The following is a 15,691-nucleotide window of genomic DNA, read 5'->3' as shown; positions in this document are numbered from 1 at the left end:
TGGGAGTGGGCTTGTCCCGCGAAGCCTTTTCAGACTTCCAGGTAATCCAAGATCCCCTCGGCGGCATTGCGCCCCTCGAAGATCGCCGTCACCACCAGGTCGGAACCGCGGACCATGTCGCCACCGGCGAAGATCTTCGGGTTGCTGGTCTGGTGCTTGTAGGTGTTCTTCTCCGGTGCCACGACGCGGCCCTGGCTGTCGGTCTGGATGCTGAACTGCTCGAACCACGGCGCCGGGCTGGGGCGGAAACCGAAGGCGATGACCACGGCATCGGCCGGGATGATCTCTTCGGAACCCGGGATCGGCTCAGGGCTGCGGCGGCCACGGGCGTCCGGCTCGCCGAGACGGGTCTCGACCACCTTCACGCCTTCGACCTTGTCTTCACCGACAATCGCGATCGGCTGACGGTTGTAGAGGAACTTCACCCCTTCTTCCTTGGCGTTCTTCACCTCTTTGCGCGAGCCGGGCATGTTCGCCTCGTCACGACGGTAGGCACAGGTCACGGCCTTGGCGCCCTGGCGGATGGAGGTGCGGTTGCAGTCCATCGCCGTGTCGCCGCCACCGAGCACCACGACCTTCTTGCCTTTCATGTCGACGAAATCTTCCGGCGACTTTTCAAAGCCCAGGTTGCGGTTGACGTTGGCCACCAGGAAATCCAGGGCATCGTGCACGCCCGGCAGGTCTTCACCGGGGAAGCCGCCCTTCATGTAGGTGTAGGTGCCCATGCCCATGAACACGGCATCGTATTCCTCGAGCAACTGCTCCATGCTGACATCCTTGCCCACCTCGGTGTTGAGGCGGAACTCGATGCCCATGCCGGTGAAGACTTCGCGGCGATTGCTCAGCACGGTCTTTTCCAGCTTGAACTCGGGGATGCCAAAGGTCAGCAGGCCGCCGATTTCCGGGTTGCGGTCGAACACCACCGGGGTCACCCCGCCGCGCACCAGCACGTCGGCGCAGCCCAGGCCGGCCGGGCCGGCGCCGATGATGGCAACGCGCTTGCCGGTCGGCTTGACCTTGGACATGTCCGGGCGCCAGCCCATGGCGAAGGCGGTGTCGGTGATGTACTTCTCCACCGAACCGATGGTCACCGCGCCGAAGCCGTCGTTGAGGGTGCAGGCACCCTCGCACAGGCGGTCCTGCGGGCACACCCGGCCGCAGACTTCCGGCAGGGTGTTGGTCTGGTGCGACAACTCCGCGGCGGCGAGGATGTTGCCTTCGGCGACCAGCTTCAACCAGTTGGGGATGAAGTTGTGCACCGGGCACTTCCACTCGCAGTACGGGTTGCCACAGCCCAGGCAGCGGTGGGCCTGTTCGGCCGACTGCTGTGGTTTGAAAGGCTCGTAGATCTCTACGAACTCTTTCTTGCGTTGACGCAACAGTTTCTTCTTCGGATCCTTGCGCCCGACCTCGATGAACTGGAAGTCATTGCTGAGACGTTCAGCCATTTTCAATACCTCTTTACCGCAGTTGCTAGCTTCAAGCTGCAAGCTGCAAGACGATCACGTGGGCCGGCAAACCTCGTACTGCTTTGAACTTGCAGCTTGAGGCTTGCCGCTTGCCGCTACTGCGGGTTGGCACGGGTGCTGGACAGCAGGTTCTTCAGGTTGGCCGCCTTCGGCTTGACCAGCCAGAAGCGCCGCACGTAGTCGTCCAGGTTTTCCCAGAGCTCACGACCCCATTCGCTGTTGGTTTCTTCGACGTACTCAGCCAGCACGCGCTGCAGGTGGCTGCGATAAGCCTCCATGGCCTCGCCGCTGATGCGCTGGATCTCGACCAGTTCGTGGTTGAGCTTGTCGACGAAGCTGTTGTCCATGTCCAGCACGTAGGCAAAACCACCGGTCATGCCCGAGCCGAAGTTGTAACCGGTCTTGCCCAGAACGCAGACAAAGCCACCGGTCATGTACTCACAGCAGTGATCGCCTGTGCCCTCGACAATCGCGTGGGCACCGGAGTTGCGCACGGCAAAGCGCTCGCCTGCGGTACCGGCGGCGAACAGCTTGCCGCCGGTGGCGCCGTACAGGCAGGTGTTGCCGATGATGGCGCTGTGCTGGGTGGCGAACGGGCTGCCCGCAGGCGGTACGATCACCAGCTTGCCACCGGTCATGCCTTTACCGACGTAGTCGTTGGCATCGCCTTCGAGGTACATGTTCAGGCCACCGGCGTTCCACACCCCGAAGCTCTGCCCGGCAGTGCCCTTGAAGCGGAAGGTGATCGGTGCCTTGGCCATGCCCTGATTGCCGTGCAGGCGGGCGATTTCGCCGGAGATCCGCGCACCGATGGAACGGTCGCAGTTGCAGATGTCCAGGTCGAACTCGGCGCCCGACAGGTCGCGAATGGCCGGCAGGGCCATGTCGACCATTTTCTCAGCCAGCACGCCCTTGTCGAACGGCGGGTTGCGGTCGACTTCACAGAACTGCGGCTTGTCGGCCGGCACGTGCTCGCTGCCCAGCAACGGGCTGAGGTCCAGGTGCTTCTGCTTCTCGGTTTCACCGGGGAGCATTTCCAGCAGGTCGGTACGCCCGATCAGCTCGCCGAGGCTGCGCACGCCCAGCTTGGCCAGCCACTCACGGGTTTCTTCGGCGACATAGGTGAAGAAGTTCACCACCATGTCGACGGTACCGATGTAGTGATCCTTGCGCAGCTTGTCGTTCTGGGTGGCAACGCCGGTGGCGCAGTTGTTCAGGTGACAGATACGCAGGTATTTGCAGCCCAGGGCGATCATCGGCGCGGTGCCGAAGCCGAAGCTTTCGGCGCCGAGGATCGCCGCCTTGATCACGTCCAGGCCGGTTTTCAGGCCGCCGTCGGTCTGCACCCGGACCTTGCCGCGCAAGTCGTTGCCGCGCAAGGTCTGGTGGGTTTCGGCCAGGCCCAGCTCCCACGGCGCACCAGCGTACTTGATCGAGGTCAGCGGCGAAGCGCCGGTGCCGCCGTCGTAGCCGGAGATGGTGATCAGGTCGGCATAGGCCTTGGCCACGCCGGCGGCGATGGTGCCAACGCCCGCTTCTGCCACCAGCTTGACCGAGACCAGTGCCTGCGGGTTGACCTGCTTGAGGTCGAAGATCAGTTGCGAAAGGTCTTCGATCGAGTAGATATCATGGTGCGGCGGAGGCGAGATCAGGGTCACGCCAGGCACGGCGTAGCGCAGCCGGGCGATCAGGCCGTTGACCTTGCCGCCAGGCAGCTGCCCGCCCTCACCCGGCTTGGCGCCCTGGGCCACCTTGATCTGCAGCACTTCGGCGTTGACCAGGTACTCGGGGGTAACGCCGAAGCGGCCGGTGGCCACCTGCTTGATCTTCGAGCTCTTGATGGTGCCGTAGCGGGCCGGGTCTTCGCCACCCTCACCGGAGTTGGAGCGCGCGCCCAGGCGGTTCATCGCCTCGGCCAGGGCTTCGTGAGCTTCCGGCGACAGCGCGCCGAGGGAGATACCGGCAGAGTCGAAACGCTTGAGGATATCTTCCAGCGGCTCGACCTGCTCCAGCGCCAGCGGCTGGTCGGCGACCTTGACCTTGAGCAGGTCGCGGATCATCGACACCGGGCGCTTGTCGACCAGCGCAGTGTATTCCTTGAACTTGGCGTAGTCGCCCTGCTGCACGGCGGCCTGCAGGGTGTTGACCACGTCCGGGTTGTAGGCGTGGTATTCGCCACCATGGACGAACTTCAGCAGGCCACCCTGCTGGATCGGCTTGCGCGCGCTCCAGGCTTCGGCGGCGAGCAGCTTCTGCTCGTTCTCGATGTCGACGAAGCGTGCGCCCTTGAGGCGGCTGGCAACGCCACGGAAGCTCAGGTTCACCACTTCTTCCGAGAGGCCGACGGCTTCGAACAACTGCGCACCACGGTAGGAACCGACAGTCGAGATACCCATCTTCGAGAGGATCTTCAACAGGCCCTTGGAGATGCCCTTGCGGTAGTACTTGAAGACTTCTTCCAGGTCACCGAGCACTTCGCCGGTGCGGATCAGGTCAGCCAGCACTTCGTAGGCCAGGTACGGATACACCGCCGAAGCACCGAAACCGATCAGCACGGCAAAGTGATGCGGGTCGCGGGCGGTGGCGGTTTCAACCAGGATGTTGCTGTCGCAGCGCAAGCCCAGCTCGGTCAGGCGGTGATGCACGGCCCCCACGGCCAGCGACGCATGCACCGGCAGTTTGCCCGGGGCGATATGGCGGTCGCTGAGCACCAGCTGGGTCTTGCCACTGCGCACGGCTTCTTCGGCCTGATCGGCGATGTTGCGCACCGCAGCTTCCAGGCCCAGGCTCTCTTCGTAGTTGAGGTCGATCAGCTGGCGCTCGAAGCCGGGGCGGTCGAGGTTCATCAGCGAACGCCACTTGGCTGGCGAGATCACCGGCGAGCTGAGGATTACCCGCGAGGCGTGCTCGGGGGATTCCTGGAAGATGTTGCGCTCGGCACCCAGGCAGATCTCCAGCGACATGACGATCGCTTCGCGCAGCGGGTCGATCGGTGGGTTGGTGACCTGGGCGAACTGCTGGCGGAAGTAGTCATAGGTCGAACGCACGCGCTGCGAAAGGATCGCCATCGGCGTGTCATCGCCCATCGAACCGACCGCTTCCTGGCCTTGCTCGCCGAGCGGACGCAGTACCTGGTCGCGCTCTTCGAAGGTGACCTGGAACATCTTCATGTATTGCTTGAGCTGGTCAGCGTCGTAGCTGGCCACGCCCTGGTCGTCGCTGAGGTCGGCCTGGATGCGCAGGGCATTCTGGCGCAGCCAGCGCTTGTACGGGTGGCGCGACTTCAGGCGGTTGTCGATGGCGTCGGTGTCGAGGATCTGCCCGGTTTCGGTGTCCACGGCAAAGATCTGCCCCGGGCCGACACGGCCCTTGGCGATCACGTCTTCGGGCTTGTAGTCCCACACGCCGATTTCCGACGCCAGGGTGATATAGCCGTTCTTGGTCGTGACCCAGCGCGCCGGGCGCAGGCCGTTACGGTCGAGCAGACACACCGCGTGGCGGCCTTCGGTCAGTACCACGCCGGCCGGGCCGTCCCACGCTTCCATGTGCATGGAGTTGTATTCGTAGAAGGCGCGCAGGTCGGCGTCCATGGTCTCGACGTTCTGCCACGCCGGCGGAATGATCATGCGCACGCCACGGAACAGGTCGATGCCGCCGGTGACCATCAGTTCGAGCATGTTGTCCATGCTCGAGGAGTCGGAGCCGACGCGGTTGACCAGCGGGCCGAGCTCTTCCAGGTCCGGGATCAGGTCATTGGCGAACTTGGTGCGACGCGCCTGGGCCCAGTTGCGGTTACCGGTGATGGTATTGATTTCGCCGTTGTGGGCGAGGAAGCGGAACGGTTGCGCCAACGGCCATTTCGGCAGGGTGTTGGTGGAGAAGCGCTGGTGGAACACGCAGATCGCGGTTTGCAGGCGCTCGTCGCTAAGGTCCGGATAGAAGGCGGCGAGGTCCGCCGGCATCATCAGGCCTTTGTAGATGATGGTCTTGTGCGAAAAGCTGCAGATGTAGTGGTCGGTGTCGTCGGCGTTGGCCACCGAAGAGCGACGACGGGAACTGAACAGCTTGATGGCGAATTCCTGATCGCTCAGGCCTTCACCGCCGATGAACACCTGCTCGATCTGCGGCAGGCGTTCCAGGGCCAGGCGGCCAAGGACGCTGGTGTCGATCGGCACTTTGCGCCAGCCCACCAGTTGCAGGCCAGCCGCGAGGATTTCGCGGTTCATGTTGGCGCGCGCGGCTTCAGCCTTGGCGTTGTCCTGATTGAAGAACACCATGCCGACCGCGTACTGCTTGGGCAGCTCATTGCCGAACTGTTCGCGGGCCACGGCACGCAGGAACTGGTCGGGCTTCTGCATGAGCAGACCGCAACCGTCGCCGGTCTTGCCGTCGGCGTTGATCCCACCACGGTGGGTCATGCAGGTCAGGGCCTGGATGGCCGTTTGCAAAAGGTGGTGGCTGGGTTCACCCGTCATATGGGCGATCAGGCCAAAACCACAGTTATCCTTGAATTCTTCGGGATGGTACAGACCTGTTTTCATAGACACTTTCTCACCAGGTTCGCCTCTCACCAAGGCAAATCTTTTTTTAGTACAACCACTTACCATCCACGCCGAACGAATGCCAGCTTTGCGGGGGCAATAGGGGAGCCATTGTTGCACAGCGACAGGGAAGCCCACAAATTTACGACGAATTGCCGTAAATCCATGTCGCGTTTTTGAATGTTTTTAAGCGTACGCCGTGGTAACAGCATGGCTTGAGTCTGAAGCGTTTCAGCCTGGACTGCAAGATGGGCTTGTGGCCGGCAGTCTGGGACAGAAAAGCCTGCCGCGCAGTACGCAGCAGGCTTGACCGATGTTCAGGAGTCGCTCAGCAGGTGGCGGGGGTAGTGCCACCAGGCTATATCAGCGGGTCGAGGCCAGTTCTTGTTGGACGCTGGCGACGGTACGTGGCCAAGGTTTACCAGCCTGGACCTTGGCTGGCAAGGCCTTGATTGCAGCCAGAGCGGCATCACGGCTGGCGAAGTTGCCATAAGTGATCACGTACAGCGGCTTGCCCTGCAGGGTTTTCTTGAAGTAGCGATAGTCGCCACCCTGCGCCTTGACGTAGGCCTGGGCCGACGCTTCGGAGCTGGTACCGAGGATTTGCACGACATAATTGCCCGGCTTCTGCCCGGCATACCAGCTACCACCGGCCGCAGGCTTGGCCGCCGGCTTCTCGGCAGGCTTAGGTGCAGGCTTGGTGGTTGCAACCTGGGTTGGCGCAGGCTTGGCAGCAGGTGCAACCGGCTTGCTGGCAACAGGCGCCGCCGGCTGCTGCACAGGTGCAACCGGCTGTACCGGAGCAACGGGCTGTGCTGGAGCAACCGGTTGTGCCGGCGCTGGCGCTGGGCCAGCGGCGACACCCGCCGGTGGAGCAATAGTGGTGACGGTAGGTGGCTGCAGTGCGGTTTCGCCAGCAGGCGTGGACTCTTCACCCTCGCCCATGCCGGTCGACTCGGCCAGCGGGCCACGCATCACCGGTTGCGACTGACCTACCAGCGGCAGCGGCATTGGTTGCGAATTGCCGGCGAACTCGATGGCCGGGCCGCCATTGTTCGACTGGGCATTGCCCGGCTGACCTTCACCCAGCGGCAGTTGCGCCTGTTCGGCAGGAGCAGTCGGCGCCTGATCACCCTTCTTCGGCATCAGCACGGCGGCCGCGACGGCGACCACGACGACAGCAGACAACGCCAGCACATGTTTCTTCGGCATATTGAACCCCATTGATGGTCGCTTCGCCGTGGTCCGGCTGGCGATCATGGCTTCGATCAAGGTATCGCGGGCGACCTGGTTGATTGCCCCAGGCCAGCCGTCAGAGTTTTGGTGAATATCAACGATCTGTTCACTGGTGAACACCTCGATGCCCCGCCCGGCACCGTCCAGGCGCTGCTCGAGGTACTCACGGGTTTCTTCTTCGCTATAGGGCTCAAGCTCGATGACATGGAAACGTTCCTGCTCGGCATTGAGCTCTTCCAGCCCGGCGATCAGTGACGGCTCGCCAAACAGGAAGACATGCGGACGCCCTTCCGGAGTGCCCGCCGCCAACTCCAGCAAGGCTTGGAGTGCCGACTCGCCAAGTTGTTCCGCATCGTCCACCAGCAGATAGACTTCCTGCCCGGTCAGTGCCAGTTGCACCACCTGGGCGAGGATGTCCGGGACTTCGACCTGGGCCACGCCCAACGACTGGGCAACCTGGCCGAGCAGGCTGGCGGCATCGCTGGCACCACGGGCGGAAACCACCACACTCTGCACCGATTGTTTGTTGGTGCTGGCCACCAGGGCCTGACGCAGCAGGGTTTTGCCGCTGCCCTGCGGGCCGGTAACCACCAGCAGCAACTGGCTGTAACGGGCCAGGTGGTGCAGTTGGCCCAGCACCGGCTTGCGCTGGGCAGGGAAGAATTTGAAACCCGGCACCCGTGCAGCGAAGGGGTCGTGGTTCAACTGGTAATGGCCGAGAAAGGCCTCGTCGGCATGCAAACTAGTCATCGGACGCTCATCAACCTCAAAGCTGGGCCACGATCGCGCGGTAATCCGCGGCCAGCGTGGCCTGAAGAATCTCTTTCGGATAGTCGTCGGTGACCACCGCTTCGCCCATGCGGCGCAGCAGGACCAGACGCAGACGACCGTCGAGTACCTTTTTATCTACTGCCATGTGCTCCATGAACTGCGCCGGGGTCATCTCCGCGGGCGGCACCACCGGCAAGCCTGCGTTCTGGAACAGACGGATACCACGGTCACGCTCCTGCTGGCTGATCCAGCCCAGGCGCATGGACATTTCCAGGGCCATGACAGTACCGGCAGCGACGGCCTCACCGTGAAGCCACACACCATAGCCCATGTGGGTCTCGATGGCGTGGCCAAAGGTGTGGCCCAGGTTCAGGGTGGCGCGCACGCCGGACTCACGTTCATCAGCACCGACCACCGCGGCCTTGGCCGCGCAGGAACGACGGATGGCCTCGGTCAGCGCCACCTGGTCGAGACCGCGCAGGGCCTGCATGTGTTCTTCGAGCCAACCGAGGAACGGTTCGTCACAGATCAGGCCGTACTTGATCACTTCGGCCAGGCCCGCCGACAGCTCGCGCGGCGGCAGGGAATTGAGACTGCGGGTGTCGATCAGCACCGCATTGGGCTGATAGAAGGCACCGACCATGTTCTTGCCCAGCGGGTGGTTGATACCGGTCTTGCCGCCCACCGACGAATCGACCTGGGACAGCAGGGTTGTCGGCACCTGGATGAAATCCACGCCGCGCTGGTAGCAGGCGGCGGCAAAGCCGGCCATATCGCCAATCACTCCACCGCCAAGCGCAACCACGGTAGTGCGGCGGTCGTGGCGGGCAGTCAGCAGCGCATCGAAGATCAGCTGCAGGGTTTCCCAGTTCTTGTAGGCCTCGCCGTCAGGCAGCACCACCGGCAGCACCGAGTAGGCCCCCAGGGTCTTGCTCAAACGTTCCAGATAGAGGGGTGCGACAGTCTCGTTGGACACGATGGCGACCTGTCGGCCGGCAATATGCGGCGCCAGCAGTTCAGGTTGATCCAGCAGGCCTTCGCCAATGTAGATCGGGTAGCTACGTTCGCCCAATTCGACCTTTAGTGTCTGCATGTGTCCCCACAATGAACTAGGCGCGGCATCGATGGCTCGAACCGCGCGATAACGGTGTGCCCTGTCACGGCATGACTGGTCGCGAGGATAGTCCTGGCTTAACGGGGCGGCAACTTCTGCAAGCGCTCGAGAATATCCTGCACCACCATCCGCGGCGGCCGTTCGTCGGTTTCCACCACCAGATCGGCAATCTCGCGGTAAAGCGGGTCGCGAACCTCCAGCAGCGCGCGCAAGGTCGCCTCCGGGTTGGCCGTGCGCAGTAAAGGCCGGTTGCGATCACGCGAGGTACGCCCGACCTGCTGCTCAACCGAGGCGTGCAGGTACACCACCCGCCCGCCGGCATGCAGGGCTTGGCGGTTGGCATCGCGCATCACCGCGCCGCCTCCGGTAGCCAGCACCACGCCATCGAACGCACAGAGCTCGGCGATCATCGCCTGCTCGCGGTCACGAAAGCCCGGCTCGCCTTCTTTATCGAAGATCCACGGGATATTGGCGCCGGTGCGCAATTCAATTTCCTTGTCGGAATCCTTGAACGGCAGGCGCAGCTCTTTGGCCAGCAGGCGGCCGATGGTGCTTTTGCCAGCACCCATCGGCCCCACAAGTATCAAATTTCGCACAGAATCAACGACTCACAGCAATCGCCTGGTCACTCATGATACGCGGAGTCAGGAAGACCAGCAGCTCGGATTTTTTCTCTTGTAGAACATCGCGACGAAACAGCCGCCCAACATACGGCACATCGCCGAAAAATGGCACCTTGTCGACAACTTTACTTTGCACCGTCGAGTACACGCCGCCGATCACGATGGTCTCGCCATCATTTATGCGCACCTTGGCGTTGACCTCGTTCTTGCGGATCGCCGGCACGTGATCAAGGGCATTGAGGTAGTCGGGCTCGTCCTTGGTCACCTTGACCGCCATGATCACCCGGTTGTCCGGGGTGATCTGCGGGGTCACCTCCAGAGACAGCGATGCCTCACGGAAGGTCACGGACGTGGCGCCGCTGCCGCTGGTTTCCTGATACGGCACCTCGGTGCCCTTGAGGATCCGCGCGGTTTCCTTGTCGGCGGTAACCACCTTGGGCTGGGAGATGATCTCGCCATTGCCGGTCTTTTCCATGGCGCTGAGCTCCAGGTCGAGCAGTACGTTGTTGCGCACCAGGCCCACGCCGATGCTGGACGCGGCCCGATCCACGCCAAGATCGACAAAGGTATCGGCGCTGCCGAGGCTCAAACCCTTGCCCACCTGCACGGCGCCACCCCAACGCACCCCCAGGGCCTTTTCGAAATCGACATTGGCCTCGACAATCCGCGCCTCGATCATCACCTGACGAACCGGTACATCCAGTTCGCCGATCAGCCTGCGCAGCTCTTCCAGACGCTCTGGCGGCTGGCTGGCGACCAGGGTATTGGTGCGCTCGTCGACACTCAGCGAACCGTGGCTGGCGCCCCCGGCCTCATAGGCCATCAGGGCGTGGAACAACTCGGCGATATCGGCGGCCTTGGCATGATGGATCGGGATCAGCTCGCGCCGCGACGGCGCTGAACCGGCCAGCTCGGCACGCGGTGCGACCAGCAGCACATTGCCGTCCTTGCGCTGCTCCAGGCCCTTGCTGCGCAGTACCAGATCCAACGCCTGGTCCCAGGGCACATCCTGCAAACGCAAGGTCACCTTGCCTTGAACCGCGTCACTGGCCACCAGGTTGACCCCGGAAAAGTCGGCCAGCACCTGCAATACCGTACGTACCTCGACATCCTGGAAATTAAGCGACAGCGGCTCGCCACCATACAGCTGCTTCCCCGCAACGACGCCGGCAAACAGACAGCCCCCTATCAGCGCTGCAATAACACCTCCCTTGCCCATCGATGACCTCCCTGGCCAGCACCTTCAACGCAGGGCGAGTGTTCGCCGCCGCAGTTGCCAGCCTTGGCCGGCAATAAAAACCTGCTCGATAACGTCGACCTGCCGCTCGCTTATCTCGACAACCTTCCCCTGATCACGGCCCAGCCGGTCACCGACCTGAAGCCGATGCACAAGGCCATCAGCCTGAATCAGTGCATAGCGGACGCTACGATTGGCCAAGCTACCGACCATCTCGAACTGCTCCAGCGCCAGACGCTGCAAAACATCGGCGGCTGGCTGCAGCGCAGAAGGCGCAAAAGGGTTGCGCAGCACGGCAACTGCTCGGCGCTCGGGAGGCGCTGGCGGCAAGCCCTGCGCCAGGGCATACAGTGAGTGATGCCGGTAGGTCCGGGCTTGCAGCTCCATGAGCACAAGCCCCGCATCGGCCGGCTTGAGCGACAGCCCATGCACGGTCACCAGCCGCGGCTGCGCAGCCAGGTCAGCGAAGAACCCGGCAAGGTCCGAAAAGGTGCCACGCAGACGCAGTTGCAGGGGCCGCTCAAGGTAATGCTCAGCGGGTGACGCCTCGAGCACCTGCAACTGCTCGATGGCCACCGCATGGGCCTCGGCCAGGCGGGACAGGGTTTCGAACACCGCAGGCTCGTCGCGCCCCGACGACAATTGCCAACGGGCTTGTTGCAGACGGCTGTGCAATGCCACCTGCTCGGCACTGCTTGCGCCCTCGTGCGGTAATGGATCGGTCCCTTGGCCAACCTGCATCAGCAAAGGCCGCAAATGCACGGCGTAGGCCACGCTCGCCAGCAGTGCCAGCAACCCCATCAGCAGCATCACCTGCACGGGCCAGGCACGCCGTGCCACCGGGCCCCAGAGGCTCAAGGCGCTACCTTCAAGGCCGCGGCCAACTCGAACGCATGGCCTTCCTCGACCGCACTTATCTGCTGCAACTCGGCAGAACTGATCAAGGGTGAGGACGACAGGTTGCCTGCCAATTGCGCAACCAAAGCGGCCGACTGAGCCATTCCAGTGAGTTTGAGCGCAGTCAGCTCCTGGCTCAGGGCGGTGAGGTACAGACCGTCGGGCATGGCCTGCTCAATATGTTCAAGCACATCCACGGCAAAAAAACGGCCAGCCTGCAGGCCCTCCAACTGACGCAGCTCATGCAGCAGGGCTTCAGGCTCCGGCTGCCCGCCCTCCCGCTTGAGCGTGGCCAGGCTCAGCGCCTGCTCCTGCAGCACGCCCCGGTAATGGAGGTCGACGAACCCGGTGGTAACGGCAGCCAGCAGCACAACGGCTGCACAGCCAGCCTGAAACCTTCGAATACGCAGGCGATGGCGGCGCTCGCGCCACGGCAACAGGTTTAGCCCGCATTCCCACATCGCCAGGCCACAGGCCACGCGCAGGTTCGATGCCACGTGCGCCAGCTCGGCGTCGAGCTGCAGAACAGCCGCCTCGCCTGTGGTTGCACGCTGCACTGCATGAGTATCGATTTCCAGCACCCTGGCGCTCAGCCCTGCGACCTCAAAGGTGGCTTCCAGCACATCCAGCATGCCGCGATGGCAGGCGGTAATCGCCACCTGCACGCTGGATGCATCGCCTGCAACCGGTTCAAGAACCTGGTAATCCAGCGCGGTATCTTCAAGGTCAAAGGGGATGAACTGCTCGGCGGCATCGTGCACGCGCGCAGCGACTTCTGCATCGCCCAGGCCAGCCGGCAGCGTCAGTAATTTGCTGATGGCCCGCGTAGCCGGCAAGGCCACAGCGCCCTGCCGACAGCGGCTGCCGCTGCGCTGCAGTGCGCGTTTCAAGGCTTGGCCGACCACCTCGGGGTCAGCAATCCAACCGTCTACCACGGCCCCTGCAGGCAGCGGCTCAAGCGCCCAGGCCCGCACGCACCAGGCGCCTTTGCGCCGGTGCAACTGCACCAGTCGGATGGACGGCAGGGCAATTTCTATCCCCAGGAGTGAACCGGCATCCATGCCGAAGCGTCCTAGCATTGGTTTTTCCTTGCTGGCGGTAGCCGCGCGCGTAACGCGGCGAGTTGAAAAATGCTTATAATGCCCAGCGTTTATCCTTTGTCCGCTGGCCCCGCGCGCAACCCATTCTTCTATCTGGACGCCCAAAAGCCTTGATACGCCTGCTGAAGTTCTTCTGGTGGTCTTTCGTCGCAGTCATCTGCGCGCTCATGCTCGGTCTGAGCGGCGCATTTCTGTATCTTAGCCCCAGCTTGCCCTCGGTAGAGGCCCTCAGAAGCATCCAGTTGCAGATCCCTTTGCGGGTCTACAGCAGCGACGGCAAACTGATTGCCGAGTTTGGCGAAATGCGCCGCTCGCCCATCCGTTTCGCCGACATTCCGCCGCATTTCATCCAGGCTCTGCTCTCGGCCGAAGACGACAATTTCGCCAATCACTATGGCGTCGACCCCAGCAGCCTGATGCGTGCTGCAACACAATTGCTCAAGTCCGGGCACATCCAGACCGGCGGCAGCACCATCACCATGCAGGTGGCGAAGAACTTCTTCCTCAGCAGCGAACGCAGCTTCTCGCGCAAGACCAACGAGATTCTCCTGGCCCTGCAGATCGAACGCGAACTGACCAAGGACGAGATCCTCGAGCTGTACGTCAACAAGATCTACCTGGGCAACCGCGCCTACGGCATCGAGGCCGCAGCGCAGGTGTACTACGGCAAATCGATCCGCGATGTGAGCCTGGCGCAGATGGCGATGATCGCCGGCCTGCCTAAAGCACCGTCGCGCTTCAACCCATTGGCCAACCCGGTGCGCGCCAAAGAGCGCCGCGACTGGATCCTGGGGCGCATGTACAAGCTCGGCAAGATCGACGAAGCCAGCTACCAGGCTGCCCTGGCCGAGCCGATCAACGCCAGCTACCACGTACCGACCCCGGAAGTTAACGCCCCTTACATCGCCGAAATGGCCCGCGCCGAAATGGTCGGCCGCTACGGCAGCGATGCCTACACCGAAGGCTTCCGTGTCACCACCACGGTGCCAAGCGACCTGCAGGAAATCGCCAACAAAGCGGTACTCAATGGCCTGACCACCTACGATGAGCGCCACGGCTACCGTGGCCCCGAATCGCGCTTCCCGGGCAAGACCCGCGACGCCTGGCGGCAGGAGCTGAGCAAGCAGCGCCCGCTGGGCGGCCTGGAACCTGTGATCGTCACCGACGTCAGCAAGGCCGGCCTGCAGGTTCTGACCCGCGCCGGCAATCAGGAAAGCGTGGCCTGGGAGACCATGAAGTGGGCCCGCCCGTTCCTCAACACCAACAGCCAGGGTCGCGCGCCGCAGCAGCCTTCGGACGTTGCCCAGGTCGGCGACCTGATTCGCGTCCAGCGCCTGGACGACGGCAGCCTCAAGTTCAGCCAGGTACCGGGAGCGCAGAGCGCCCTGGTATCGCTGGACCCGAACAGCGGTGCGATCCGCGCCCTGGTCGGCGGCTTCTCGTTCGAGCAGAGCAACTACAACCGCGCCATGCAGGCCAAGCGTCAGCCGGGCTCGAGCTTCAAGCCGTTCGTGTACAGCGCCGCGCTGGACAACGGCTACACCGCCGCCAGCCTGGTCAACGACGCACCTATCGTGTTCGTCGACGAGTACCTGGACAAGGTCTGGCGCCCGAAAAACGACACCAACACCTTCCTCGGCCCGATCCGCATGCGCGAGGCGCTGTACAAGTCGCGCAACCTGGTATCGATCCGCCTGCTGCAGGCCATGGGCGTCAGCTCGACCATCGACTACATCAGCAAGTTCGGCTTCAACAAGCAGGACCTGCCGCCCAACCTGTCCCTGGCCCTGGGCACCGCGACCCTGACGCCGATGGAAATCGCCACCGGCTGGAGCACCTTTGCCAACGGCGGCTACAAGATCAGCCCGTACCTGATCGAACGCATCGAGAGCCGCAACGGCGAGACCCTGTTCACCGCCAACCCGCCGCGGGTCCCGCAAGCCGAGCAGGTCGAGGCCGGCATCGCCGCGCCAGAGCAGCCGATTACCAGCCAACTGCCGGGTGAAGGCCTGAGCACCGTTGCCAGCAACCCGGCTGCAGACGTCGTCCAGCCCCCTGCCGTGGCCGAGCGCATCGTCGACGGGCGCACTACCTACATCCTCACCAGCATGCTCCAGGACGTGATCAAACGCGGTACCGGGCGCCGGGCCCTGGCCCTGGGCCGTACCGACCTGGCCGGCAAGACCGGCACCACCAACGAGTCCAAGGACGCCTGGTTCTCCGGCTATAACGCCGATTACGTGACCACGGTGTGGACCGGTTTCGACCAGCCGGAAACCCTCGGCCGTCGCGAATACGGCGGTACCGTGGCACTGCCGATCTGGATGAACTACATGGGCGCTGCGCTCAAGGACAAGCCCAACCATGCACCGGCCGAGCCGGAAGGCATCCTCAGCCTGCGCGTCGACCCGGTCAGCGGTCGCGCGGCCACACCGAGCACGCCGAATGCCTACTTCGAGCTGTTCAAGGCCGAAGACACTCCGCCATCGGTCAATGAGCTGGGCAACGGCAGCGCGCCGGGTAGCCCGCTGCCAGCGGATGAGGCGGCACCGATCGATCTGTTCTGATGGCCAGCCCCCAGCGCGGGGCAAGCCCGCTCCCACACTGAAACAGGCCCCATCAGCCTCTGTGGGAGCTGGCTTGCCAGCGATGAAGCCAAAACCGATCCACAGCCGTCACCCACAAAAAAGCCCCGACTCTCAC

Annotated in this window: 9 protein-coding genes; 1 reads left to right on the top strand and 8 read right to left on the bottom strand. The window is 63.3% G+C overall.

The features are described 5' to 3' along the window. Nucleotides 1-29 precede the first annotated feature (29 nt). The 8 genes from BV82_RS02130 to pilM all read right to left on the bottom strand — a co-directional run bounded on the left by BV82_RS02130 (nucleotide 30) and on the right by pilM (nucleotide 13,093). Nucleotides 30-1,448, bottom strand: a complete 1,419-nt coding sequence (locus tag BV82_RS02130; protein ID WP_010222236.1) for an FAD-dependent oxidoreductase — start codon at nucleotides 1,446-1,448, stop codon at nucleotides 30-32. 116 nt (nucleotides 1,449-1,564) lie between these two features. After that, nucleotides 1,565-6,010: a glutamate synthase large subunit gene (gene gltB, locus BV82_RS02125; RefSeq protein WP_036995404.1), complete on the bottom strand. Its 4,446-nt coding sequence runs from the start codon at nucleotides 6,008-6,010 to the stop codon at nucleotides 1,565-1,567. A 363-nt stretch (nucleotides 6,011-6,373) separates the two neighbouring features. Then, complete coding sequence (locus tag BV82_RS02120) at nucleotides 6,374-7,996, bottom strand: AAA family ATPase (RefSeq protein ID WP_036995403.1); 1,623 nt, start codon at nucleotides 7,994-7,996, stop codon at nucleotides 6,374-6,376. 16 nt (nucleotides 7,997-8,012) lie between these two features. After that, nucleotides 8,013-9,110 (bottom strand): 3-dehydroquinate synthase, encoded by a 1,098-nt coding sequence (gene aroB / locus BV82_RS02115; RefSeq protein ID WP_010222232.1) that lies wholly within the window; start codon nucleotides 9,108-9,110, stop codon nucleotides 8,013-8,015. A 98-nt stretch (nucleotides 9,111-9,208) separates the two neighbouring features. Beyond that, nucleotides 9,209-9,727, bottom strand: a complete 519-nt coding sequence (gene aroK, locus BV82_RS02110; RefSeq protein WP_010222231.1) for a shikimate kinase AroK — start codon at nucleotides 9,725-9,727, stop codon at nucleotides 9,209-9,211. A gap of 4 nt (nucleotides 9,728-9,731) precedes the next feature. Continuing rightward, a complete protein-coding gene (locus tag BV82_RS02105; RefSeq protein WP_051636761.1) occupies nucleotides 9,732-10,973 on the bottom strand; it encodes a type IV pilus secretin PilQ in 1,242 nt (413 codons plus the stop codon). Nucleotides 10,974-10,997: 24 nt separating this feature from the next. Beyond that, a complete protein-coding gene (locus BV82_RS02100) occupies nucleotides 10,998-11,849 on the bottom strand; it encodes a pilus assembly protein PilP (RefSeq protein WP_036995402.1) in 852 nt (283 codons plus the stop codon). Next, nucleotides 11,846-13,093: a pilus assembly protein PilM gene (pilM, locus tag BV82_RS02095; protein ID WP_159387996.1), complete on the bottom strand. Its 1,248-nt coding sequence runs from the start codon at nucleotides 13,091-13,093 to the stop codon at nucleotides 11,846-11,848. The genes BV82_RS02100 and pilM overlap by 4 nt, the downstream gene beginning before the upstream one ends. Nucleotides 13,094-13,101: 8 nt before the next feature. Between pilM and BV82_RS02090 the strand changes: the two genes are divergently transcribed. Next, nucleotides 13,102-15,555: a penicillin-binding protein 1A gene (locus BV82_RS02090; protein WP_374045261.1), complete on the top strand. Its 2,454-nt coding sequence runs from the start codon at nucleotides 13,102-13,104 to the stop codon at nucleotides 15,553-15,555. The last annotated feature ends 136 nt before the right edge of the window (nucleotides 15,556-15,691 follow it).

The organism is Pseudomonas donghuensis (genome assembly GCF_000696345.2).
In the GTDB taxonomy this organism is placed as follows: domain Bacteria; phylum Pseudomonadota; class Gammaproteobacteria; order Pseudomonadales; family Pseudomonadaceae; genus Aquipseudomonas; species Aquipseudomonas donghuensis.
The sequence above is the reverse complement of the archived record's forward strand: the minus strand, read 5'-3'. Positions and strand labels throughout refer to the sequence as shown.